Origin of the sequence: Methanobrevibacter sp. (assembly GCF_051877095.1) — an archaeon.
Lineage (GTDB): Archaea > Methanobacteriota > Methanobacteria > Methanobacteriales > Methanobacteriaceae > Methanocatella.
On the sequence record NZ_JBJEIO010000001.1, the window covers coordinates 59,191 to 84,402 of the forward strand.

Sequence of the window (25,212 nt, forward strand, 5' to 3'; positions counted from 1 at the left end):
ACTTTAAATTAACTTATCAAGTTTAAAACAATCTTAATAATACACTATAACAGCATTATGATGAATTTTTAATGGATTTGGAATAAATTTGGGACAATATTGGAAAAATCTATTTAAATTTAAATAAAAAAATTTGATATTGTCAAAAAATTGGAGGAATATGAAAAATGGAAATCCATAATGAAATCAACAATGATATCAAATTTCTTACGAAATCAGAGATTCGGCTAAAAATACTAAGTGAGCTAGAAAATAATCCTAATAGTATACATGAACTTGTTAAAAAAACTAAAATAACATATAGTTCCGTATCAAGCAATATAAGCAAATTAGAGAATAATAATTATATTAAAAAAATAAAATCAAAATACTACTTAAATCCCATAACAAAAATATATTACCAAACTTTAATGGATTTTAAGAAAAGTGTAGAAATAATAAACAACTATAGTGAATTCTGGAACAAACACAACTTAAATCAAATAAATATAGACTCTTTAAGGAATATCACTGATTTAAAAGATTCTCAATTAATAGAAACAACATCACTTGACATTTATAAAACCCATAATGCTATAAAAACTCAAATAATGGAATCAAAATCACTTAAAGCTATCTTCCCCTACTTACATCCAGAGTATCCTCAATTAATAGAAAAGATCCTAAAAAAGAATGGAAAAGTTGAAATAATAGTTCCAAAAAGTATCTCCCATGCACTTATATCAAAAATTGATCCTAAAATCAAACAAACCTCAATCAGTGATAAAAACTTAACCATCCATCCAGTTGAAAATGATCTAAAGATATATTTAACCATTTGCGATGAATCAATGAGTTTCGGACTATTCAAAAATGATGAAAGTTACGATCAAAACAGAATATTAATTTCAAATACTAAAAAATCTCAAACATGGGCAGAAAACTTATTTGAAAATATAAAGTATGATGTGATAAAATGACTAATAGTCAGACCAAGAAAGAATTGAATGATGAGTATCAAAATGTAAAATACATTTTAACATCAACTATGAGAACAAAATTACTCTTAACACTTTATGAACATTCAAAGAAATTAGAAGAACTAAGAGAAAACTTAAAAAAACCTTCAGCAACAATATTGCATGGACTTAAAGAATTAGAAAATAAAAATTTAATTCGAAAGATTCAAAAACATTATGAATTAACTTCAAATGGTTATATTCTTACAACAAACATGATAAAATTAATTGAAAACTGGCATTCAATAAATAACAGCAAACAATTCTGGAATAATCACGATTTATCAGACATTCCAGAAGAAATGCTAAAAGATATTTACCTATTAAAAAATGTTGAATATGAAACTTCAACAACAAGTGACCTATCAAATGCATTTAATAAATATATTCACTTACTTTTAAAATCAACAGAATTAAAAATAATTCTTCCAATCTACTCTGAAAATCATTTTAAATATATAATCGAATTTTTAGATATGAATGAAAAATCCAAATTGGAGTTGATAATCAACGAAAAAATCCTAAATTCAATCAAACAAAATACTGACTTAGAAGAAAAATTATTAAAAAATAAAAAAGTAACAGTCAAATGCCTCGAACAAGATTTAAAGCTATTTTTGACCTGTTCAAATAATTTCATGTCATTGACATTATTTTTAAACGATGGACATTATGATGATTCTCAAATTTTAATTGGAAAGGATGAAAATTCAATAAAATGGGCTTTAAATTTAATTCAATGCTTTAGATAGATAAATAACTAAAAAGGAGTCAATCATGTTAAATGCAGAGTTAATTTCAATGAGTAAAATAAAAAACAAAGAGTTGTCGAGTTTATTAATTGCTAGAAAAGGTGGTATAACCACTATTAAAATAACTGACCAAATATTGTATCAGCCTAGCAATGCAAACCAACTATCAAAAATACTTCAATTAGATTATAAAACAATAACCTATCATTTAAATCTCATGATTGACCATAAATTTATAGAGAAAGAAAAAATTACCCATAGCTACATATATTACCCTAGCAAAAAATTATATAAATATATTGAAGAATATAATCTGATAAAAAATTTTCTTAAAATTAAATAGGAATGATATAAAAATGAAAAGTAAAACAGCAATGGAACATCAAAAAATGTCCTCAAAAGACATTACTTGTGGTGTAATTACATTAAGCGATAGTAGAAAATCAAAAAAAGTAGATTTATCCGGCCAATATATGGTAGAAGAAATTGAAGCTAGATACACCTTAAAATCTAGAAGTATAATTCCAGATGAAAAAACTGATTTGATTAATACAATTGAAACCATGATTAATGAGGATATTGATGTTATTTTAACAACTGGAGGTACAGGCCTTGATTCTCGTGACATCACAGTTGAAACAGTCGAATCACTTTTCGAGAAAAAACTTGAAGGCTTTGGAGAAATATTTAGAGCAAAATCTTATGATGAGATTGGTACTGCAGCATTACTTTCAAGAGCTACAGCAGGAATTTACAAAAAAACAGTTATTTTTTCTATGCCAGGTTCTCCTAATGCAGTTAAAACTGCATTTAGTATAATCATTGATGAACTCCCTCATTTTGTCCATCATGTTAAAAAATGATGAAATTAATTTTTCATCATTAATTATTTTTTTAATTAAAAAATTCATTAACATTTATTAAAGGTTCTAATCTAATACCTTCTTTTTCAAATGCTTCAACAGCACCCTCTTGACGGTCAACTACAACAAAAGCTCTTGTTACATTACCACCATTATCCTCAATAGCTTTAATAGCTTTTAAAAGTGATCCACCAGTAGTTGAAACATCTTCAACAACAATAACATTATCACCTTCGTTTAATTCACCCTCAATTAATTTAGAAGTACCATAACCTTTCTTTTCTTTACGAATCATTAATAATGGAATTTTTGATTCTAATGAAACAGCAGTAGCTATTGGAACCGCACCTAATGCTGGGCCTGCAACTTTATCAACTTCATCCAAATTAATTTTGGAAGTAATTAATTTCGAAATAGCAGAAAGGATTTCTGGCTCTGTAATAGCTTTTTTCATATTAATATAATAATTACTTTTCTTTCCAGAAGATAATGTGAAATCTCCTTCAAGAAATACATCATTATCTTTTAATAAATTAATTAAATATTCTTTAGAAACCATAAAAATCAGTTAAATATCTTCTTCGCCTTTAAGTAAAATTTTATCACCAATAACTTTAACTAATTCCATGGGGACAATATTTTCACTAGCTTTAATTTGTTCTGCAAATCCTGTTTTTTTAATTACTAAATCTGTGATTTCAAAAGTATCTTTATCAAAAATCACATCATTAACTTTTCCAACAATTTGAATTTCTGAATCAAGAACTTCTTTACCAAATAATTCATCTTTAATTCTCATAAAAAAACACCTTATTTTTATTATTGTATTTTCAATTTAAAATATATTTCTCATGTGAATAAGATCATAATAAAAAATTGTATTAAATATAAACAACATAATAACAATATTGGTTTAAAGGTGAATTTATGGAAAGAGAAACTTTCACAGTATCAGAAATTAATTCATATATCAATAAGAAATTGAAAAAAGATTCACAATTAAAAAATATTTTAGTTAAAGGTGAACTTTCAAATTATAAATCTTATCCTAGTGGACATAGTTATTTTACTTTGAAAGATGAAAAATCCCAACTTTCTGCAGTGATGTTTAAAGGCAATAAAGATAGATTTCTGAAATTTAATCCTGAAAATGGTATGAAAGTAATCATAAAAGGAAAAATAGAAGTCTATGAGAAAACCGGAAAGTATCAATTATATGCCACAACAATGACTGAAGATGGAATAGGAAACTTGCATATTGCTTATGAACAACTAAAGAAAAAACTTTCAAAAGAGGGCTTATTTGATGATACACATAAAAAAGAAATACCGAAATATCCTAAAAAGATAGGAGTCATCACAGCGCAAACCGGTGCAGCTATTAGAGACATCATTACAACCATAAAGAGAAGATATCCAATATGTAACATCTTAATCTTTTCAACATTAGTCCAAGGAGATCAAGCAGCACCACAAATCGTAAAGCAAATTAACCATGCTCAAGAATTTGATTTAGATACATTAATTGTTGGTAGAGGTGGAGGTAGCATTGAAGACTTGTGGCCTTTTAATGAAGAAATCGTTGCAAATGCCATTTATGACTGTAAAATTCCAGTTATAAGTGCAGTAGGTCATGAAATCGATTATACTATCTCTGATTTTGTAGCAGATAAAAGAGCACCCACACCTACTGGTGCTGCTGTAATTGCAGTACCGGACCTAAACGAAGTTAAAAATAACTTAGCTCAACTTTCAAATAGGATAAATAAAACAATTTTTGATATGATTAATCAGAAGAGGACTAAAGTAACCCATATTTCTGAAAAACAAATTTTAAGAAATCCTGAGACAATTTATGAAATAAAAGCTATGGGTTTAGACAATCTAATTAATAAGTTAAATTTTACATCTAAAAACATAATAAATAACAATAAAATAAAATTATTCAAATTAAAAAACTCAAATATTTTGAAAAATCCTAATGAAATAACAAGAATTAAAAAAGAATCATATTTAAAGAGTTTTGAAAAATTAGAAATATTAAATCCTCTTTTAACACTAAAAAGAGGTTATACATTAGCAAAAACTAATGATAAAATTATTTCATCTGCAAAAGAGGTTAAATCTGGAGATAAAATTGACATTGAATTTAACGATGGAATAATAAATACTAAGGTGATATAATGGAAAATTTAAGTTTTGAAGAAAGTTTAAGCAAATTAGAAGAAATTGTTAATAAATTGGAAAATGGTGATGTACCATTAGATGATGCAATTAACGAATTTAACAACGCAATGAAATTAGTTAAAACATGCAATGATAAATTAACAGCTGCAGAAGAATCAATATCTAAAATCGTTAAAGAAAATGGAGAAGTCATAGATTTCAATCTTACTGAATAAAATAGTAAATCCAATATTCATTGGATAACTATTACTATTTTTTAAAAGATCCTTCTTTTTAAAAACAGAACCTCAATAGCAAAATCTCTTCTTTTTTATAATATCAACCATAATCTCCACCAATGTTTAATATCATTAATTATTCTAAAATTAAATGATCCATTTTCCTACATGAACACTTACTTTTGCAGTATTTATTATAATTCATACAGTTGATATACCATAGTAACTTCAACATTTAAATAATTTTGATATAATGCTCAAATTATTATTTAGCTAATCTAATTAGACATGTTATATAATTTAAATTAATTTCCATTAAGCTATATTCATTTATTATATAGTCTTAGACATGACAAGTTTTAAGATAATTCAGTTACTTAAGATAAATATTAACTAAAATTGTGTTTAAAATTAGTATTCTTTAAATAAAAAATTAGATGTATTAAAAATAAGTCTATTGAATACAAGGAAAAATAAAAAAAGAAAAGAAATTATAAAAATTTCTTTATACTTACATCATTGGAGGCATTCCGCCCATTGCAGAAGGATCCATACCCATATCTTCTGGGCCTTTAGTAGATGCAATTACATCATCTATTCTTAAAATCATTTCAGCTGCTTCAGATGCAGATTGGATAGCTTGTTTTTTGACACGTTTAGGTTCAATTACTCCAGCTTCTTTCATATCTGCTACTTCACCAGTGAATACATCTAATCCCATGTAATAGGAGGTTTCTTGAGCTGCTCTTAAATCTACTAAAGAATCAATACTGTCTAAACCTGCATTTTCAGCTAAGGTTTTTGGTACAACTTCTAAAGCTTCTGCGAATGCATTTACAGCTAATTGTTCTCTTCCAGAGATAGATTCAGCGTAATCTTTGAGTTTTTTAGCCATTGCAATTTCTGGAGCTCCTCCACCAGCAACAACTTTGTCATCTTCTACAGTAGCAGCAACTACACCGATTGCGTCTTCAATAGCTCTTACAATTTCATCAACGATGTGTTTGGTACTTCCCCTTACGAATAAAGTCACAGATTTAGCTCCGCTGCATTCTTCTACAAAGATCATTTCTTCACCAGAAATTTTTCTTTCTTCAACAATACCTGCTTTACCTAAATCATCAGCAGTTAAGTCATCTAAGTTAGTAATAACATTAGCACCGGTTGCTCTGGATAATTTTTCAATATCAGATTTTTTAACTCTTCTTACAGCTAAAACACCAGCTTTAGATAAGTAGTGTTGTGCTAAATCATCAATACCTTTTTGTGCGAATAAAACATTCGCACCAGCATCAACAACTTGGTCAACCATATCTTTAACCATTTTTTCTTCTTGTTCAATGAAAGCTTGCATTTGAGCAGGGTCAGTGATTCTGATTTCTGCATCAGCTTCAGTTTCTTTTACTTCTAAAGGAGCGTTGATTAATGCGATTTTTGCATCTTTAATTTCAGCAGGCATACCTGGGTGTACTCTTTCTTTATCTACAATTACACCTTCAACTAAGCTAGATTCTTCAACAACAGCTCCATCTTTTTTCTCTATTTTGATGTTATCAATATCAACATGATTATCTTCAGCAACAGCTTCTACAGCATCAACAATTAATTTTGCTAATGGTTCACGTGCTGCTTCAGTTCCTTTACCAGTCATTGCAGTCATAGCTACTTTTAATAAAATGTCAGAATCCACATCATCAATTGCGATTTCATCTAAGATTTCTTGTGCTTTTTCTGCAGCTTTTCTGTATCCCATAGCAATGATAGTTGGGTGAACATCTGAGTCAAGTAAGCTTTCAGATTTTTTTAATAATTCTCCAGCAATAATTACTGCAGTAGTAGTTCCATCTCCAACTTCATCTTCTTGAGTTTTTGCTACTTCTACGAGCATTTTTGCTGCAGGATGTTCAATATCCATTTCTTTTAAGATTGTAACACCGTCGTTGGTTACTACAATATCACCAAGTCCATCGACTAACATTTTGTCCATTCCTTTTGGACCTAATGTGGTTCTTACAGTTTCAGCTAATACTTTACCAGCTAAAATATTATTTCTTTGAGCATCTCTACCGACAGATCTATTTGTACCTTCAGGTAAAATAAAGATTGGTTGTCCTTGTGCCATTAATAATCACCTTTTTTTAATTTTATAAATAATTAGATCAGTTTAACAATCAACAGAAAAAATAAGATATAGTGTTGAATAAACCTTTCTACTATAATTAATGAGTTTAAGGTTATATAAATACTTTATGGTATAAAATAAATTAAAGTAAGAAAAAGATAAAGACTTGTAAAATCATTATTAAAATGTATATGATTATAAATAAACCAAATATTTAGGAATTATCTCTCAGAATAATTTAAATCAATTAACTAATCATTAAAATATAAAAATAAGAAATTATAATAAAAAAAAATTAAGAATAAACAGAACCATCTGATTATTTTTTCTCAAATCTAAAAGGAGGAGTAGTTTCTTGAGTTTCATAAGCTTTTTGTTCTTCTTGAAGTTCATTAAAAAAAGCATTAATCTCTTCTAATCTTTTAATTTTACCCTCTTTTTTAGTTAACTCATTTTGAAGTTTGAAATAATCTTCACGAGGAATAGTTTGTTCTTTTAACAAACGAAGTTCATTATCCTTAGCACTAATCTCACTTTGTAATTGATTTTTAAGAGTGAAATAATCTTTTTTGGGAATAGATTTTTCTTTTAGATATTCTAATTCACTATTACGAGCAGAAAGTTCATTTTCAAATCTTATTTGAAGAGAAGTATATTCATCTTTAGGAACAGTATTTTCTTTTAAGTTATTAATTTGATTATTTAAATTTTTAATTTCAAATTCAGATTTAGATTGAAGACTTTCATAATCTTTTTTAGAGATAGTTTCTTCTTTCAAATTAGCTATTACAGAATCCATTGCCTCAATTTCAGACTTGAATTTAGATTGAAGATCAACATATTCCTCTTTAGAAATAGTTTGCTGTTTTATAACATCTAATTCATTATTACATTTATTAATTTCACTCTCTTTTATGAGAATTTCATTTTCTTTAAGTTCTAATTGTTTTTCAAGTTCTAAAATTTGAGTTTGAGATTCAACATTGTTTTCAAGTTTAATAACCTTAATTTTATAATCATCAATAGTTCTTGAAAGAGTGTTAATAGTAGCTTCTTTCTCAGCTATACTTTTATAAGAATCTGTTAATCTTTCATTTACATCAGCTAATTCCTTTTTCTTATAATTCATTAACTGTTCAGCAAAATATTCTTTAATTTCATCAAGAGAATTATTAACATAATCTAATTCATAAATTCTATCTTCTTGATTTTTAATTAAAATATCTTTTTCATCAAGTTCTTTTTTCAAAAGATTAATTTCATCTTCTGCCTTAAATTTAATGACTGATACTTCTTTTTCCTTATCAATTATATCTTTTTCTAACTCTTTAATTCTTTGTGGAGTGTTATCCTTAGCCCTTTCCACATCAAGTTCAGTTAGATCATATTTTAACTTATTAATTTCTAATAAACAAGATCGAATTAAAGAATGTAAAGTATCTTTTTCAACATCCATTCCTAATTGCATTTTATCCCTTAGTTTAAATTTTATCCCAATATCGATTTCAAATTATTAACCCTTTATAAATTTGAAATTTCGACATATTGTACAATATAATTCCTTAACATAAGATATTAATTTTATACTATTTAAATTAAACCCTTAAATTAACTTAAAAATAAAAATAGAACATATATAGAAAACGTATGAGGAAAATAGAAAATTTAAAAAAAAATAAAAAAAATAAGATGATAAAATTAGAGTATTTTATCATTAATCAATTCAGCATTTAATATAGATGCTCCAGCAGCACCACGAATAGTATTATGACCAACAAGCACATATTTAAAACTATTATCAAATGCTTGATCTTTTCTCATCCTACCAACTGTAACAGCCATACCATTACTTGCATTTCTATCCATACGAGGTTGTGGTCTATCACTTTCCTCTTTAACAATGACTGGATTTTTAGGAGCTGAGAATAAATCTAGTTCTTGTGGTAATGCACTAAAGTTTGCCATTTTACTTTTAACATCTTCAATGTCAAATTCATTATCTAATTCAACAAAGACCGCTTCAGTATGACCATCAATAACAGGTACTCTATGACAAGATGCACTTAATTTGAAATCTGCACCAATTACATCATTTCCATCGTAAGAACCTAATAAATGAAGAGTTTCGCTTTCCATTTTCTCCTCTTCATTACCAATGTAAGGAACAAGATTATCAACAATAGCCATTGACGGAACACCATTATAACCTGCACCAGATACTGCTTGCATAGTTGACACTCTAATAGATTTTACATTGAAATTATCTACAATAGGTTTTAATGTCAAAGTTAATGCAATAGTAGAACAATTTGGATTAGTTACAATAAATCCATCCCAATTATTTTCCTTCTGTTGAGCATCAATCATATCCAAATACTCTGGATTAACCTCAGGAATTACTAATGGAATATTTTTTTTCATTCTGTGTGCACTAGCATTACTTGCAACAACATAATCCTTTGCAAATTCCTTTTCAACTTTCGCTGCAAATTCAGTTGGAAGAGATGAAAATACGATATCTACATCATTATCCATATCATCAGGATTAGTTTCACAAACAATAATATCTTTTACAGATTCTGGCATTTCACTATCTAAATACCAAGTAGTAGCATCCTCATATCTTTTACCTGCTGAACGAGAAGATGCTGCTAATGCTGTAACTTCAAAATCTGGATGGTTTTCAAGTAATTGAATAAATCTTTGACCAACCATTCCAGTTGCACCAATTACACCTACTTTTACCATATTATCCACCTATTCCAAACCTAAAACATCATTCATACTACTCACAACACCTTTTTGTGCGGTAGGTACGTATCTTAAAGCTCTGATTACACCAGCAATAAATACTTCTCTAGTGTGAGCTTGATGTTTAAATTCAATTCTTTCACCTTCACCCACAAACATTACAGTGTGGTCTCCAACAATATCCCCACCACGGATAGCATGAACACCAATTTCCTCAGGAGTTCTTTTTCCAACTAAACCTTTTCTTCCAAATACTCCAATTTCTTCAGGATCTCTATTTAAAGCATCAGCAAGTACTTCAAATGCAGTCATGGCAGTTCCAGATGGAGCATCTTTTTTCTGATTGTGATGAGCTTCAATAATCTCAATATCAAAATCATATAAGATAGGGGCTAATTTTTTTAATGTGTTGAAAAATACATTAACACCAATAGCCATGTTAGATGAAATAACTGCACCAACATTGTTATCTTTAACATTTTTAATATTCAAAGCCATTTGTTCATCAGTAAAACCAGTAGTACCAACAACAACATTTACTCCACATGCAGTAGCTATTCTAATAGTTTCAACCGCTGCAGGAGCAATAGTGAAATCAACTAAAACTTCAGCACCAGATGACTTTAATGTTTCTTCCAATTTTTCAGATCCAACAATTTCAACACCAATTTCACCAATACCTGCTTGAATACCTGCATCTTTACCTGCAAGAGGAGAATTTGGTATTTCAATAGCTGCAACTACTTCCATATCATCTTGTTCAGTAATTTTTTTAATAATACCAGAGCCCATTCTTCCAGCAGCTCCAGTTACTGCTATTTTAATCATAATATTACCCACTTAAATTAAATTAGAATTTTTTAATGCTTTTTTAAGAATTTCTAAGTTTTCATCTTTCATTTCACATAATGGTTCTCTTAAAGGACCTGAAGGAAGACCCATTAAATTCATTGCTGTTTTAACAGGTACAGGATTACTTTCAACAAAAAGAGCCCTTATTAATTCCAACATTTCATAATGAAGTTCAAATGCCCTTGTATAATCATCATTTAAGATACTATCAACCATTAAAACCATTCTTCTTGCATCAATATTTGCAGATGCACTAATTACACCAGTACCCCCAACAGACATAATAGGTAAGGTTAAAGAGTCTTCACCTGAGAGAATATTAAATTCATCCTCCAAACCCTCAAGAGTAAGTGCTCTATAAATATCAGATATTTTATCTACACTACCACTAGCTTCTTTAATAGCATCAATACCATCAATTTTAGCTAATTCCACAGCAGTTTCAACTTCAATATTACATCCAGTACGTGATGGAACATTATAAACAATAATCGGAATATCACATCCTTCCGCAATAGCACCATAATGTTTTACTAAAGCATGTTGCTGTGGTTTATTGTAATATGGAGTGATTAACAAAGCTGAATCAACACCAACATCATAAGCAAATTTAGTAAGAGATAATGCTTCTGATGTGGAGTTACTTCCAGTTCCTGCAACTGTGTCAACTCTACCGTTAACCTCATCTACTAAAACTTCAATGACTTCCTGATGTTCATCATGAGTCATAGTAGCAGATTCACCTGTAGTTCCTGCACCAACCAAACCATTTACACCTTGGTCAATTAAATAATTGATATTTGATCTAAAACCTTCTTCATCAAAAGTTCCATCTTTAGTAAATGGAGTAACCATAGCAACATATGTTCCTTCAAAATTCATTCTAAAACCTCTCTTATTAATTTATGTGCTTTTTCACCATCTTCCCAATCAACAAACAATACCACAGCAGTTTGAGAGGAAGTTATTTCTAAAATATTAATATTATTTTTTCTAAGTGGTCCTGTAATATCTGATATAATGCCTGGAGTTTCAATGATATCTGGACTAACAAAAGTTATCATTGCAGTATCTCTTCCAAGAGATAAAGAACTTAAAACATCTGTATCAATTACTAACTGATGTAACAAAAGATATGCTTTATTTGAATCAGATTTATTTACAAATACTGTAATTGAATTCTGACCTGCAGACATACCAAAAATATTAATACCATTATCAGCAAGAGCCGTAGTTAATTTAGCCATTAAACCAACTTTTTTAAGCATAGCTTCTCCAACGATAGCTATAAGTGAAATAGGTTCTTTATAAAGGGTAACACATTTCAACATATCGTCTTCAAAAGGCCCTACAATACGAGTACCCTTAGAAGCTAAATCCCCATTGGAGAAATTAATAATTTTTGCACTTATTAATGGATCTTTATATTTTAATGCATGTGGATGTAAAACCTGTGCTCCATGAGTAGCTAAATCCCTTAATTCCTCAACAGAAATAGTATCTAACAGTTTCGCACCCTCAATTTTATTAGGATCAGTTGACATTACACCATCCACATCAGTAACAATAACTACTTCATTAGCATCTAAACAATGACCCATTAAAAATGCAGTGATATCACTTCCACCTCTTCCTAAAGTTGTGATTTCACCACTAGGTCCTTTTCCTAAAAATCCACAGATAACGGGTATAACCCCTTGATTAATAAGCTGTTTAATTCCTTTAGTCTTATTATTAGAAACATTTAAATCTATTTTAGCTTCTAAAGAATTAGAATCAGTTATGATTGGCCATAATTCATTATAAGGATCAATAAATTCAGATTTTACACCTAAAGATTCAATAGTTGCTGAGAATAATCTAGCACTAGTTAACTCACCCATAGCCATAATTTCTGCCTTTTGCTTGTCAGTTAAACTAGAGCCAATAGCATCATTAGATAACCCAATGAGCTCATCAGTAGTCTTGTTAACAGCTGAAACTACAACTACTACTTGACTGCCTTTCATATACTCATTTACTACAGACTGCGCTGCTTTTTTAATTTTAGAACCATCACCTACCGAGGTTCCTCCGAATTTTACTACTATTAAATCCATTAAGTTCACCTATTTTCTTAAAGTATTAATTGAATATTTTTTAACCCAATTAATAAAATACCCATGTATATCTTTATATGAACATATTAATAAACTTTATAAAAATAAATACACTAAAAAAAAGTTTTAAAATTAAAAAATAATTAAATAAAAAAAGACTAATAAAAAAATATGAAAAAAAGCTTATTCTCTGGTTTGTTCTAACCTTACAAGCCTAGTTACATATCCTGCAATTTTATTTCTTAAATGTTTAGTACTTACAGTTGAGTGTTCTTGTACTAATTTTTTGTTCTCTTCAAAATCAGTAGTAAAAACACCTTTGTGAGTTTCGATAAGTTCTTTTGCTAAACGTTTAACAAATGAAGTTCTAATATTTCCCATCAACATTCCTCCTTAAAATTTCTTTTTGTGCATTTTTATTTAAAATAGTCAACATATCTACTATTCGATTAATAATATCAACATCAAGATTCTTTTCTTCAGATAATCTCCTAATTTTTTCATGGATGGCTTTTTCTCTAAACTCATCAAAAATAGGCATTTTTAAATAATCTTTAGAGCTAGCTATATCCTTTGCAAGAGCAGTTCTCTGTGAAATTAAATCAAGTAATTGATTATCAATTTCATCAATAGATTTTCTTGATGTTGCTAGAAGTTCTTCAGCTTCTTCTTTATTTTTAAAAGATTTTATCTCATAACTTCCATTCAAAAAAATCACCAAATTGATAATAATGATAATAATATAATTTATAATAATCATAGTATATAAACTATATGATTTCTAAGAGTCAAATCCCCTAAATAATATAATATCTAAAAGATAATCCTTAACAATTTACATGATTATTATATACTTTCCATAATTATAATCACTTTTATAAAACTCTTAAAAAAAATATTCTGTACAATTAATGAATCTTAAACATAAAATAAAAATTAAAAAAAAAGAAGATAAAGAAAATTGAATAAATTTTCTTCATAAAACATCATATGAGTGAATTATATTTCAATAAATATCTCATCATATTAAAAGAAGTATTAATACTTTTTGTTGTCACAGTATTGTGTGGAAGTACAACTTCACAGATAACTGAAGTAATTCCATATTTATTAACATTTTCAAACAATGCTCCAGGATATACTTGACCAGCATACTTATAAATTTTTTTATTGACTTTACAATATTTAGAAATATAATTTGTAAGGTCAGCACTTTTAGATTTTAAACTCTTAGATCCCATTACAATATTTTTTCCAGGCGCACCACCAGGTTTTGTAGTGTGGAAATCACCATACGCATTACATTTATATTTAACAACTAATTTAACAATTTTATTTGGGATAGTTCCGGATTTAGAAGCTATACGATTATAATCTTTATCAGTGAATCTGACTTTTTTAGAAATTGCTTTAACATTCACAAATGGCATGATATAAACAGTTCCTTTAATAGGATTATCAGATAAATGACTAATCATTTTCATTGCTGCAACCATAGATGATAATTCATTTCCATGAACACCAGCAGTTAAGAAAACAACTTTTCCTTTACCTCCCTTAAATGTTAATAATGGAATGCCTTTTTTAGTTGCACTAACTGCTTTTTTGACCCAATAATTATTAGGCATGTTCTTTTTAATTAGACTAGATTTAGAAACATCACCCTTAAGACCCCAATTTAAAATACTTAATGAAATTTTATTCTTAACATTATACGAATTAGAGCCATTTATTCCATCCACAGCATATTTAATTAGATATTTACCTGCTTGACAATTAAGTGTGAATATAACAATTCCACTTTCTGAAGTCACTTTTTTAACTGTTTTCTTATCAATGGTAACCGCAACAGTTTTACCACCCATTGGCTTTCCAAACTGATCAAGAACTTTAATAGAATACTTCGCAATAGTTCCATATGTAGAGGAAACATCTTTTGTTATAACTTTACTTACAACAGGTTTTTCATTAACGAAAGTATCATTTGAAGTTGCATTACTTGATGAACTATTTTGATTATCCCCTTCATTATTATCAGTAGGCACATTTTTAGAATATTCTCCTCCCCCTGAAGAGTTTTCTAAAGCTACAACATTATGCGATACTGACCCAACATTAGAAACATAATCAATGTTTTCAGACAATGTACCCCCAGTAGTTACTTCTAAATTATCTGAAGTAGATACATTCTCAGATGCTGAAACTAATGATAAACTACAAAACATAGCAATTAATAACAGCATTACATATCTTTTTTTCATAATATCTTACAACCTACATTATCAATTTTTGTTTTTATTACTGTACCATCATATTTGTTCCATGAATATTTAATATCATCGATTGCATCTTCACTTGAAATTGCTACAAAAGATGATCCTGTTCCAGATAAACCAGCAGCTATCGCCCCAGATTCCAGTGCATCAATAGCTATTGATGAATTAAATCCTAAAGTAGCGGAATACAACAATCCATTTAAATTCAATGCTTTAAAGTAATCTTTATTACAAGCAAATTCAAAAGCAGTTTCCACCAATGGAGCTAATAATTTCATCCTCTCAGAATTTGAATCACCAGATTTTGAATAAAAATTGGGCATATAAACCAATATAGGATACTCTTCCATATTTTCCTTAATAATAAATTCCCTATTCTTATTATCAGTTACAACAACACCACCAAAATAAGATGCAGTTGCATCATCAAAGGAACCAGTTATAGTTACTCCTGCCTCAAGTGATGCATCAATTGCCATATTAATCACTTCTAAATCATCAAGAGGCTTTAAATTAAATTCATCAGAGATAATTGAAGAGACTGCTTTGACAATGGCATTAGATGAAGCACTACTACTTGATAATCCTGATGCCATTGGCAAGTTTGATTCTGTTTTTAAATCAACACCAAATTCAGATTTATCAATATTATAATAATCAAATACTTTTTGAGCACAAAGTTCCATCAACCCCACATCTGCACCAACATCATTAAAACAAATTATTCCTTCATTAATTGTTTTAGCAATGCATTTTATATCTAAATCAATACCAAATGCAGAACCAAATCCTGTTGCAATAGCATTAATTATTGTTGCTGATCCTGGAGATCTAACAATCTTTTTCATTAGTTAACCTCATCATAAGGGATTGTAATTTCTGAAAAATCCATTGCACGATTACGAGCATTGAGTGAAAGAATCAATCTTAAATCATCATTTTGAATAATTGTATCAATTGCCTTAGCTATAGATGAAATTTTATTTGGATTTATAAGCAAACCAACATCTTTATTGATTATTTCACTGATACCACCAACATCACTTCCAATGACAGGTTTTCCACATGCCAAAGCTTCAATTAAAACTAAACCAAAACTTTCTGAAAATGATGGTAAAATCAATACATCACAACTTGGAATAATATTTTCAACATCATTCCTAGAACCCGTGAAAATTACATCATGAATATTCTCATCTTCAACTTTCTTGTTTAATTTTTTAAATTGAGGTCCATCCCCAACAATCACCAAATAGTAATCACTTTGAGATACTTTTTTAGCCTCCAAAAGTGACTCAACATTTTTTCTTTTAATTAGATTACCTACAAAAAGAACTATTGGTTTATCTTCAAGTTTATTTTCTTTTTTAAATGAATCATTTGTTTTTGATGAATACTTATTAATATCAACAGAATTCCAAGATAACTTTGTTTTATCAGCTATTCCATTAACTCCAGTTGCAATAATTTCATGTCTTAAAGCATTACTTACTGCAAAAACACCATCAGCTTCTCTTAAAACTTTTCTAATTGTTGATCTCATAAATGGCTGCTTTTTATATAATTCAAACATATCAGATCCATGTGCTGTTACATATGTTCTAATATTATGTTCTTTTCCAACAGCAACAGCAACCTCTCCTGCAGGGAATAAATAATGCCCATGAATAATATCAATATCTTCTTTTTCTAAAAGATCCTCTAATGCTTTTTTAGCATTTTTTATGAACATTAATCCTCTAACACCCGGAACATTAAATCCCTTAGTTCCTATGACATGGATCCCATCAATATCTTCAATATCTTTATGAGGATAAGTAATCACATATACTTCATGGCCTTCATCAACTAATTTTTTTGATAAAGTATGAATATGAACCCCAACACCTCCAACATGGGGTGGAAACTGACCTACCATAGCTATTTTCATAAAATAAAACTCCTATTAATCAATATTATTATTATATAATGAAATTATTGTTTAAATAATATATGAATTATCACTAATTTCTACTATTTTTTAGATAATAGTTATAGATGTTATCTCTATGAAATATGTAAAATAATTAATCAATTTATCCTATTACCACATTTAATGCAGAAATTAGAATTTTCTACAATTTCTGCACCACATTTACTGCAAAATTTTGAAGCTCCTTCAGTTTTTTCAACTAAACCATCACTATTTTCATTGACAGTATTATTTTTTATAATATTCTGTTTCATAGCAGTGAATTCACCATCAGTCAATAATCCTTTTTCATACATCTCCATGACTTTTTCAAGTTCGCCAATATCTAAATGATTATGCTCCTGAATATCATATTTGGGCTTTAGAGCTGATTCAATTTCTTTATTTATTAAATTTGAAAGAATAATTCTTGATCTGGTTATAAGTTTATCCGAATACTGATTGACAAAATAATTATTGATTGCATCATCATAAGTCCTGACAACTTTAAGAACACTGCTTCTGAATAATGATTTAAATTCAAAATTTGGACATTTAAAAGTTTCACCGGATTTTAAAATAAAAGTGAAATCCTGCGGATTAAAAGAATGTATATTTCCATATATTACTGCAGTTTGATTAATATTCGGTTTGTCAAAATTGAAAGTTAAATCCGGAGATTCATCATCATAAGTTTTTAAAATAACAGCATCCTTATTAAAATTAATTTGATAATGGAGATATTCCCCTTCTATAAATATTTTTTTAGTTTCCATAGTTGTTTTAACTCCGGAAGTTGCCGCAAGCCCTATCAAACCAAAACCTAATGTAGCAAAACCTTTAGTCACACCACTATGTTTATCCTGAATAACCGGAGTTTCAACGACATCATACTGACTGTCTTTTATTATGACTACTCCTTCAGCAGAAACATTACCTGAATTGAATTCATCAGTTAAATCTTTTTTAAAAGTGTCAAATATGATTTCATCAAGGTTTTCAAAATTCTTTTTTGTCTGTTCAAGAGTAGTCTCAAACAGTGCTAAAACATCAATATCACTATTTTCTTTGAGTACTTCAGTTATAACATAAATTATTCTTTTTTCTTCTTCTATAGTCAAATCAAAATAATTTCTTAAGGTTGTAGCTCTGAAATTAACTTGATAATGATTAGATAAAGGAACAATAAATTCATTGACTAATTTTAATTTATATTCTTCGAATGTCAATCCCACATTAGGGTATAGCTCTTTTGTTGGCATTGCAGATCCGCACATATTACAGTATGCACTGTCAATCAGATGAACCACACTACAGTTATAACAACGGTGATTGGACCATTTTTTACCTGCTGATGATTTTATTTTCTTAGCAAATGACCCTAAACCTTCTTCAGATTTAGGATTATACTCTTCAAAATCATATCCACAATACCTACAATAATTAATATCATCTAAAACAGGACTGCCACAACCAGGACATTCAATTAAATATGATTCAGATACAATAGGTAACTCCCTACCACATTCAGAACATATCTTATCATAAATATCATTTAAATTATTGCAACTCGGACATTTTTTAACATTTGAAATTCTATAACTGAGATAAATATCTTTAGAAACACTTGCACCACAATTTTCACAATAAGAATCATAATCCTTTATGCGTTTACCACAATTGGGACAATTAAATGTATTTGCAAATTTATCAAATTTTGGTTTCCCACAACTGCAAAAATTACCTCCCTTATCCTTCTGTTTTCCACAATACTCGCAAGTATACATTTCACTAAGACCCATTAAATCCACATCCTATAAAAAAAATATCTATATTGATATTAATTTATGTTTAAAACTATTTTTATATATTCCCTTTGACCAATCAATTATAGAATAAGCCATAAATTTATAATTAATTTTGAAATATTTCTCCTAGCAATATCCCAAAAGATTTTGTTCCTTACTTTTAGAAAGTATTTGATGTAAATATTAACTTTAAAAATAAATTAATTTTTAATGAACTTCAAGTTAATGCAACTTTAACTTCATTAAAAACACAGTTACATATTCAGTTTGATTTAATTAACAAAATATTGTAAAAATATGCCAAAAGGATGAATCATGTCTAATAACAACATTAAATAAAAGGATTTGACAAAAATATACTGGAGAATAACAGTTAAATTAGATAATTATTCAGTGATAATTTCCATGTTACTGTTTAAATAATTACCTTCCATATCAACCAATATGACATTCAAATCCAAATTAAAACGTTGCATACATCTGTCATGAATTGCAGATGCAATACTATTTGAAACATCAACTGAAACTCCAAGCTCATTTAAAATAGACATCATATCATCAGTTGTTTTTGAATCAAATAATCTTTGGAGATTAACAGTATCAACACCACATAATGCTGCATGAGTGACCATTATTTCACGCCTACCATCTGCAACAGCATGTTTAGTGTCAAAAATACCACCAGCAACTTTAATTAATTTACCAATATGGCCAAAATAAGTGAATTTAGTAATCCCTCTTTTAACTGCTTCATCAAACATGAACCCAACAAAATTACCAGTTTGAATAATTTGCTCCTCTGCAATATCCAATTTCTTTAATGCTAATTTCTCTCCAATATTACCTGGAACAAAAACTAAATCCTCAATATTAGAAGCAATTGCAACATCAATTTGCTTAACAATTGAATCTTTATAAGCCTTACTAGACATTGACCTTGCTATCCCAGTAGTCCCAAGAACTGAAATTCCATCTACAATACCTAATTTAGGATTCATAGTTTTTTTAGCTATTTTTTTACCATCAGGAATAGAAATAGTTACTTTTGCTAATTTTCCTTCAGGAATTTTATGTGACAAATTCTTAATAATCATACGACGAGGAATCGGATTTATCGCATAATCCCCAACAGGAATTTGAAGACCCGGTTTTGTAATTATACCAACACCTTCTCCTCCAGTTATCATAACATTGTATTCTTCTCCATTCCTATCCAACAATTCAACTGTGGAAACAATATCCAGATTTACAGTAACATCCGGATCATTATACGGATTTTTATGAGCAATAGCATAGGCTTCATTGCAAGAAATAGATTTACATTCATCAATCAGAATATCCAATACTTTTTTTGGAGTTTCAACTTTAACACAATCAATATCCTGAGCATTTAAAATTGCATTCAATGCAGCAAGAGAACATGCAGTTGCTATAGTACCGGTTGTTACACCAATAAAATTATCATTTGTCATTTTAATTAAAAAAAAAGAATAAAAAAAGAGTGAATCTATAACATAGATTCTAATTTTTCAATGAGTTCAGTTTCAGCAGGTGCACCAATAAAAGCAATCTCACCATCAATCACAATAGTTGGTACTGCCATGATTTGATAATCAATAGCTCTTTGTCTGTTCTCTGGGCTTTCATCAATTTTAACAGACTCTACATCAATTGCATCTCCTAATTTACTTTTTGCTTTTTGAGCAGCATCGATTGCTGCTGGACAATGTGGACAAGAATTGGTTGAAAATACTTCTACTTTAATTACCATTAAAATATCTCCTATATTATTTTGTAACTATTTTAATAATTAGTAATATATAATTGTTACTTATTTATAATAGATTTCTAATGCTCTCTGCAAATGTTTAATATAAATAAAAAAAATAAAAATAACTGATTAAAATGGAAAATTTAGATACTGATATTAAAAAAATAATCAATAGTGCATATCCCTACATTAAAGATTTTAATCCTGCTCAAAAAGCAGTGATTGAATCCGGATATCTTGAAAATAATTCCAATTACATAATCTCAATACCTACTGCAAGTGGAAAAACTATTTTAGGAGTTTTGCCTGCTTTAAAAACTATATTAAATGGTGGAAAAGCAGTTTATGCTGCACCACTCCTTTCCATCCAAAATGAAAAAGTAAAAGAGTTCAAGGCATTTGAAAAACATGGCATTAATGTAGGAAAACACCCTTCTAGCGCAGATTTATCAGTTATGGTTTTTGAGTCTTTTGATGCTCTTACAAGATTTTCCTGGAATGTACTTCGAGAAGTAGATACATTAATTATTGATGAGTTCCACATGATTGGGGAATATTCAAGAGGTCCTACCCTTGAATCAGCAATTACAAGAGCAAAAATTATAAACCCCAACATTAGGATTATTGCTCTTTCCGCCACTTTAAGAAATATTGAAGAAATCGAAGGTTGGCTTGACGGAACTTGCGTGGAACATGATTATAGACCAGTACCATTACACAAAGAAGTATTAGATGCAGAGATGTTTAATACAAAAAATAAAAATGATGTTATTGTTAAAATTGTTGAAAAAGCAATGAAAGATAACTCTCAAGCATTAGCTTTTGTTTCTACAAGAAGATTCACAGAAAGTTTAGCTACTTATGTTGCTAAGAAAATTAATAAAAAAATCAATAAAGAACAAAGATTAAAATTTAAAGAAGTTGCTGAAAAGCTATTGGATGTTCCGAAGAAAAAAGGATCACTTCCAACAAGTACTTGTTTAAAATTAGCTGAAGCAGCTGAATTAGGAGTCGTATTCCATCATGCTGGTCTTTTTAATGAACAAAAAGAAATCATTGAAGATGAATTTAGAAATGGGAATATTCTAATGATTACTGCAACACCAAGTTTAATGTATGGTGTTAATTTACCTTCAAAAACAGTTGTAATTAGAGACCATACTCGCTGGACAAGTAATGGACCACAACCAATACCTGTTTTTGACTATGAACAAATGTCTGGAAGAGCAGGTAGACCACAATATGATGATGTAGGTTACTCTTATCTTATTGCAAAAACAATGGATGAAGCTCAAAACCTAGAAGAATATTATGTTGAAGGAGAAATTGAAAAAACAAATTCAAAATTAGTGGATAATAAAGATGCAATTTATAAACAGATAATTGCTCAAATTGCTTCTTCTCTTTCTAAAACTTTAGATGATTTAGTTGATTTCTTTGGAAAAACTCTTTATGGTTACCAAATGAACAATAACCCCTCAATGTCTACTTTTGCAGAATACACTATACAATATGAACTTGAAAATGCATTAGAATTCTTGCTTCAAAATGAAATTATTAGAGCTACACCTGAAGGACTTAAGACTACTGATTTCGGTTACTTAATCGCTAAATCTAATTATACAGTAGAAACAGCTGTTAAAATTAAAGAATATGTATCAAATATTAATGAAATTAATAGTGAGGAATTTATCTATGCACTATCTCAAACACCCGATTTACCCTTAATTCCATTTAAAGGAAGAAAATCAAAAGATCCAGTTAAAGACAAATTATCTGAATGTGGATTGTTTGCTATGGACATTGGAATCTCTGAAGCAACAACTGTTTCATTAATTGAATGGATTGATGAAAAAAGCGAATACGAAATAGAAAATAAATATAATGTATACTCAGCATCAACAAGAAGATCAGCTTATGAAGCATCACGTCTCATAAAATTTGCAAAAGAAGTATCTCAAATCTCAGGAGATTATTCCAACTTAAAAGAATATGATATATTGTCTGCTAGACTCTACTACGGAATTAAACAGGACCTTATCCCATTAGTTGTTGGAGTTAAAAGACTCGGAAGAAAAAGAGCTAGAAATCTTGTAAAAATATTTGGAAATGATTTAAGTAATGTTTCTGAAAATGAATTACAAAAAATTGAAGGCATCGGACCAAAACTAGCTGAAAAAATAAGATTATTTGTAAAAAATTAAAAGTGTGGAGTTAACCTCCACCATTACAAGAATCAGAAGATAATTCAAGTTCTTCGAAATTCATTGTATTTTCTTTTAGATTTTCAATGTCAAGATCCTTATTGCCCCAAGAACCTTTTTTGATATCCTTCTCCTCTAACAATTCAACACGATTTGATTCATACCATAAACCAGTTTTATCCAGTTTAACCCAATCAATACCATTAGTTGTTCTTGCATCAACAACTTCACCTATAGTGCCAGTATCAACATATCTAACATGAGAATTCAAAGGAATTTCTATAGCCCTTGCATCAAAAACCATTAAAAAAACCTCACGTTTATTCTTTTTCTTCTATTTCTACTTCAACAGATCCATCTTCAGCTTCTTCAACTTCAGTTTCTTTAGGAATTTCTTTGTTTAAAATAACATAAGCACCAATAGTAGCTATATCATCAAAACTAATTACAAGTTCGTCTTTAGAAAAGATATTTTTTTGTAAAGTCAAAGTAACTTCATCAATTTTACCAGTGACTGGGTCAAATTCAACATTACTTACTTTCCCTAATTCATATGCGTTTTTATCTAAAACAATAGATCCTAAAAATTCTTTAATTTGCATAATAACCACCTAAAAAATTTCATGATACTTTAATTAAATATTTAAATAAAACCATAAATAAAATTAACTATTAATAATTGAGGTTAGAAATAATGGAAAAAGCATGTCGAATTATAATTAATGATATTCTTAATGGCAAAATATCTACAAGACGTGATCTTGAAGTTGAAAAAAGACAGCTTTGCCGTGATTTAAAATTATCCAGATTTATGAGCAATGCAGACATATTAGAATTTGCAAAGCCAGAAGAAAAGGAATTTGTTTCTGGAATATTAAAGAAAAAACCAACTAGAACTATGTCTGGAGTTGCAATTGTTGCTGTAATGTGTCATCCACACAAATGCCCTCATGGAAGATGTTTTTATTGTCCAGAAAGTGATATAGCACCTCCAAGCTATACTGGTGAAGAACCAGCTGCACTTAGAGGAAGAATGTATGAATTTCACCCATACATTCAATGTTTCAATAGATTAAAACAACTCAAAAAAATTGGACACCCCATTGACAAAGTTGAACTAATTATTATGGGTGGAACATTTCCTTCAAGAGATTTATGCTATCAAGAATGGTTTGTATCACAATGCCTAAAAGCAATGACTGATTTTGGTTTAATACTTGAAAATAAACCAACAAATTATGAATATAATTTAGATTTTGATGAAATAAGATCATTTGAAAAAGGCATTATTAAAACATATCCTCCTAATGATTACGTCTTAATCAACGATATTCAAAAAGCTAATGAAAATTCAAAAGTAAGATGTGTGGGAATGACCTTTGAAACACGCCCAGATTATTGTAAAAAAGATCATATCAATAGAATGCTTGATTTTGGAGTGACAAGAGTTGAACTTGGTGTTCAAACATTATCCGATGAATTATATGAAAAAATAAAAAGAGGTCATAAACTCTTTGATGTTATTGAAGCAAATCAACTTTTAAGAGATTCTGCAATAAAGGTAGCAATGCACATGATGCCTGGTTTATTTTCAGATGAAAAACAAGATTTGAAAATGTTTAAACAATTATTTAATGATGATAATTTAAAACCAGACATGTTAAAGATTTATCCTTGTCTAGTTACAAAAGGAAGTGAATTATATGATTCATGGGCTGAAGGAAATTATGCTCCATATACTGACGAAGAAGCTGTTGAACTAATTGTCAAAATTAAAAAGATTCTTCCAAAATGGGTTAGAACAATGAGGATTCAACGTGATATCCCTTCAACATTAATTGAAGCAGGTGTTAAAAAATCAAATCTTGGAGAGCTCGTTTATAATAAATTAGATGAAGAACACATTAATTGCAAATGCATACGCTGTCGTGAAATTGGTCATAAAAAAACATCAAAACAGTATAGTTTAGATGAATTTGAACTATTTAACGAAAGTTACAGTGCATGCGGAGGAGTTGAAAACTTCTTGTCTATTGAAGATGTTAATGAAGAAAGTATTGCTGGATTTTTAAGATTACGTTTCCCATCAAAAGATCATTTCAGAAAAGAAATTACCGATAAAACTGCACTTGTAAGAGAATTGCATGTTTATGGAAATATGATTAAAATAGGAAATAAAAATCCTCAAATAGGTCAACATACTGGATTTGGAGAAAGACTTCTTAAAGAAGCTGAAAATTTAGCTATTGACAATAATAAAGAAAAAATAGCCATAATAAGTGGAATTGGAACTAGAAACTATTATCGTAAATTTGGTTATGAAAAATTTGGACCATACATGGTGAAAAAAATCATATAAA

The 25,212-nt window shown here is 28.9% G+C and carries 26 protein-coding genes; 8 read left to right on the top strand and 18 right to left on the bottom strand.

Annotated elements, in window-relative coordinates; genetic code table 11:
* Positions 1–167: 167 nt before the first annotated feature.
* The 4 genes from ACI389_RS00290 to ACI389_RS00305 are packed head-to-tail and all read left to right on the top strand — an operon-like array spanning position 168 to position 2,613.
* Positions 168–959, top strand: coding sequence for a helix-turn-helix transcriptional regulator (locus ACI389_RS00290; RefSeq protein ID WP_439779567.1), 792 nt, complete (start codon positions 168–170; stop codon positions 957–959).
* Positions 956–1,750, top strand: coding sequence for a helix-turn-helix transcriptional regulator (locus ACI389_RS00295; protein ID WP_439779568.1), 795 nt, complete (start codon positions 956–958; stop codon positions 1,748–1,750). Before ACI389_RS00290 ends, ACI389_RS00295 begins: the two co-directional genes overlap by 4 nt.
* A gap of 25 nt (positions 1,751–1,775) precedes the next feature.
* On the top strand, positions 1,776–2,093 hold the full coding sequence (locus ACI389_RS00300; protein ID WP_439779569.1) for a winged helix-turn-helix domain-containing protein: 318 nt from the start codon (positions 1,776–1,778) through the stop codon (positions 2,091–2,093).
* A gap of 13 nt (positions 2,094–2,106) precedes the next feature.
* Positions 2,107–2,613, top strand: a complete 507-nt coding sequence (locus tag ACI389_RS00305; protein WP_439779570.1) for a MogA/MoaB family molybdenum cofactor biosynthesis protein — start codon at positions 2,107–2,109, stop codon at positions 2,611–2,613.
* Positions 2,614–2,644: 31 nt separating this feature from the next.
* Here ACI389_RS00305 and pyrE read toward each other — a convergent pair whose 3' ends face one another.
* Both pyrE and ACI389_RS00315 read right to left on the bottom strand, forming a co-directional pair.
* Positions 2,645–3,172, bottom strand: a complete 528-nt coding sequence (gene pyrE, locus ACI389_RS00310) for an orotate phosphoribosyltransferase (RefSeq protein ID WP_439779571.1) — start codon at positions 3,170–3,172, stop codon at positions 2,645–2,647.
* Positions 3,173–3,181: 9 nt separating this feature from the next.
* A complete protein-coding gene (locus tag ACI389_RS00315; protein ID WP_439779572.1) occupies positions 3,182–3,412 on the bottom strand; it encodes a PRC-barrel domain-containing protein in 231 nt (76 codons plus the stop codon).
* A gap of 128 nt (positions 3,413–3,540) precedes the next feature.
* On the opposite strand from ACI389_RS00315, the gene xseA reads away from it, so the two are divergent.
* Positions 3,541–4,797: an exodeoxyribonuclease VII large subunit gene (gene xseA / locus ACI389_RS00320; protein ID WP_439779573.1), complete on the top strand. Its 1,257-nt coding sequence runs from the start codon at positions 3,541–3,543 to the stop codon at positions 4,795–4,797.
* The gene (xseB, locus tag ACI389_RS00325; protein ID WP_439779574.1) at positions 4,797–5,015 is read left to right on the top strand and encodes an exodeoxyribonuclease VII small subunit; all 219 of its coding nucleotides are present in this window, start codon (positions 4,797–4,799) and stop codon (positions 5,013–5,015) included. The genes xseA and xseB overlap by 1 nt, the downstream gene beginning before the upstream one ends.
* A 514-nt stretch (positions 5,016–5,529) precedes the next feature.
* Here the strand turns inward: xseB and thsA are convergent.
* The 14 genes from thsA to ACI389_RS00395 all read right to left on the bottom strand — a co-directional run bounded on the left by thsA (position 5,530) and on the right by ACI389_RS00395 (position 20,648).
* Entirely contained in the window at positions 5,530–7,140 is a 1,611-nt protein-coding gene (thsA, locus tag ACI389_RS00330) for a thermosome subunit alpha (RefSeq protein ID WP_439779575.1), read from the bottom strand.
* A 319-nt stretch (positions 7,141–7,459) separates the two neighbouring features.
* Entirely contained in the window at positions 7,460–8,608 is a 1,149-nt protein-coding gene (locus ACI389_RS00335; RefSeq protein WP_439779576.1) for a hypothetical protein, read from the bottom strand.
* Positions 8,609–8,838: 230 nt separating this feature from the next.
* Positions 8,839–9,888 carry an aspartate-semialdehyde dehydrogenase gene (gene asd, locus ACI389_RS00340; RefSeq protein ID WP_439779577.1) on the bottom strand — a complete coding sequence of 350 codons (1,050 nt, stop codon included), beginning with the start codon at positions 9,886–9,888 and terminating at the stop codon, positions 8,839–8,841.
* Between the two features lie 9 nt (positions 9,889–9,897).
* On the bottom strand, positions 9,898–10,719 hold the full coding sequence (dapB, locus tag ACI389_RS00345) for a 4-hydroxy-tetrahydrodipicolinate reductase (RefSeq protein WP_439779578.1): 822 nt from the start codon (positions 10,717–10,719) through the stop codon (positions 9,898–9,900).
* Between the two features lie 12 nt (positions 10,720–10,731).
* The gene (dapA, locus tag ACI389_RS00350) at positions 10,732–11,625 is read right to left on the bottom strand and encodes a 4-hydroxy-tetrahydrodipicolinate synthase (RefSeq protein ID WP_439779579.1); all 894 of its coding nucleotides are present in this window, start codon (positions 11,623–11,625) and stop codon (positions 10,732–10,734) included.
* A complete protein-coding gene (locus ACI389_RS00355) occupies positions 11,622–12,842 on the bottom strand; it encodes an aspartate kinase (protein WP_439779580.1) in 1,221 nt (406 codons plus the stop codon). The genes dapA and ACI389_RS00355 overlap by 4 nt, the downstream gene beginning before the upstream one ends.
* 183 nt (positions 12,843–13,025) lie before the next feature.
* Positions 13,026–13,223, bottom strand: a complete 198-nt coding sequence (locus tag ACI389_RS00360; protein WP_439779581.1) for a 30S ribosomal protein S17e — start codon at positions 13,221–13,223, stop codon at positions 13,026–13,028.
* Entirely contained in the window at positions 13,210–13,551 is a 342-nt protein-coding gene (locus ACI389_RS00365; RefSeq protein ID WP_439779582.1) for a chorismate mutase, read from the bottom strand. The genes ACI389_RS00360 and ACI389_RS00365 overlap by 14 nt, the downstream gene beginning before the upstream one ends.
* A gap of 277 nt (positions 13,552–13,828) precedes the next feature.
* The gene (locus ACI389_RS00370) at positions 13,829–15,103 is read right to left on the bottom strand and encodes a succinylglutamate desuccinylase/aspartoacylase family protein (RefSeq protein ID WP_439779583.1); all 1,275 of its coding nucleotides are present in this window, start codon (positions 15,101–15,103) and stop codon (positions 13,829–13,831) included.
* Positions 15,100–15,966, bottom strand: a complete 867-nt coding sequence (locus ACI389_RS00375) for a shikimate kinase (RefSeq protein ID WP_439779584.1) — start codon at positions 15,964–15,966, stop codon at positions 15,100–15,102. Before ACI389_RS00375 ends, ACI389_RS00370 begins: the two co-directional genes overlap by 4 nt.
* Positions 15,966–17,048, bottom strand: a complete 1,083-nt coding sequence (locus tag ACI389_RS00380) for a glycosyltransferase family 4 protein (protein WP_439779585.1) — start codon at positions 17,046–17,048, stop codon at positions 15,966–15,968. Before ACI389_RS00380 ends, ACI389_RS00375 begins: the two co-directional genes overlap by 1 nt.
* A gap of 140 nt (positions 17,049–17,188) precedes the next feature.
* Positions 17,189–18,871: a double zinc ribbon domain-containing protein gene (locus ACI389_RS00385; protein WP_439779586.1), complete on the bottom strand. Its 1,683-nt coding sequence runs from the start codon at positions 18,869–18,871 to the stop codon at positions 17,189–17,191.
* A gap of 392 nt (positions 18,872–19,263) precedes the next feature.
* Positions 19,264–20,349, bottom strand: a complete 1,086-nt coding sequence (gene cbiD / locus ACI389_RS00390; RefSeq protein WP_439779587.1) for a cobalt-precorrin-5B (C(1))-methyltransferase CbiD — start codon at positions 20,347–20,349, stop codon at positions 19,264–19,266.
* Positions 20,350–20,384: 35 nt separating this feature from the next.
* On the bottom strand, positions 20,385–20,648 hold the full coding sequence (locus tag ACI389_RS00395; RefSeq protein ID WP_439779588.1) for a thioredoxin family protein: 264 nt from the start codon (positions 20,646–20,648) through the stop codon (positions 20,385–20,387).
* A gap of 125 nt (positions 20,649–20,773) precedes the next feature.
* On the opposite strand from ACI389_RS00395, the gene ACI389_RS00400 reads away from it, so the two are divergent.
* Positions 20,774–22,852 (top strand): DEAD/DEAH box helicase, encoded by a 2,079-nt coding sequence (locus ACI389_RS00400; RefSeq protein ID WP_439779726.1) that lies wholly within the window; start codon positions 20,774–20,776, stop codon positions 22,850–22,852.
* A 10-nt stretch (positions 22,853–22,862) separates the two neighbouring features.
* Here the strand turns inward: ACI389_RS00400 and ACI389_RS00405 are convergent, their stop codons facing one another.
* Both ACI389_RS00405 and ACI389_RS00410 read right to left on the bottom strand, forming a co-directional pair.
* The gene (locus tag ACI389_RS00405; protein ID WP_439779589.1) at positions 22,863–23,156 is read right to left on the bottom strand and encodes a DUF2098 domain-containing protein; all 294 of its coding nucleotides are present in this window, start codon (positions 23,154–23,156) and stop codon (positions 22,863–22,865) included.
* Between the two features lie 16 nt (positions 23,157–23,172).
* Complete coding sequence (locus ACI389_RS00410; protein ID WP_439779590.1) at positions 23,173–23,454, bottom strand: PRC-barrel domain-containing protein; 282 nt, start codon at positions 23,452–23,454, stop codon at positions 23,173–23,175.
* A gap of 92 nt (positions 23,455–23,546) precedes the next feature.
* On the opposite strand from ACI389_RS00410, the gene ACI389_RS00415 reads away from it, so the two are divergent.
* Positions 23,547–25,211, top strand: a complete 1,665-nt coding sequence (locus tag ACI389_RS00415; RefSeq protein WP_439779591.1) for a tRNA uridine(34) 5-carboxymethylaminomethyl modification radical SAM/GNAT enzyme Elp3 — start codon at positions 23,547–23,549, stop codon at positions 25,209–25,211.
* The last annotated feature ends 1 nt before the right edge of the window (position 25,212 follow it).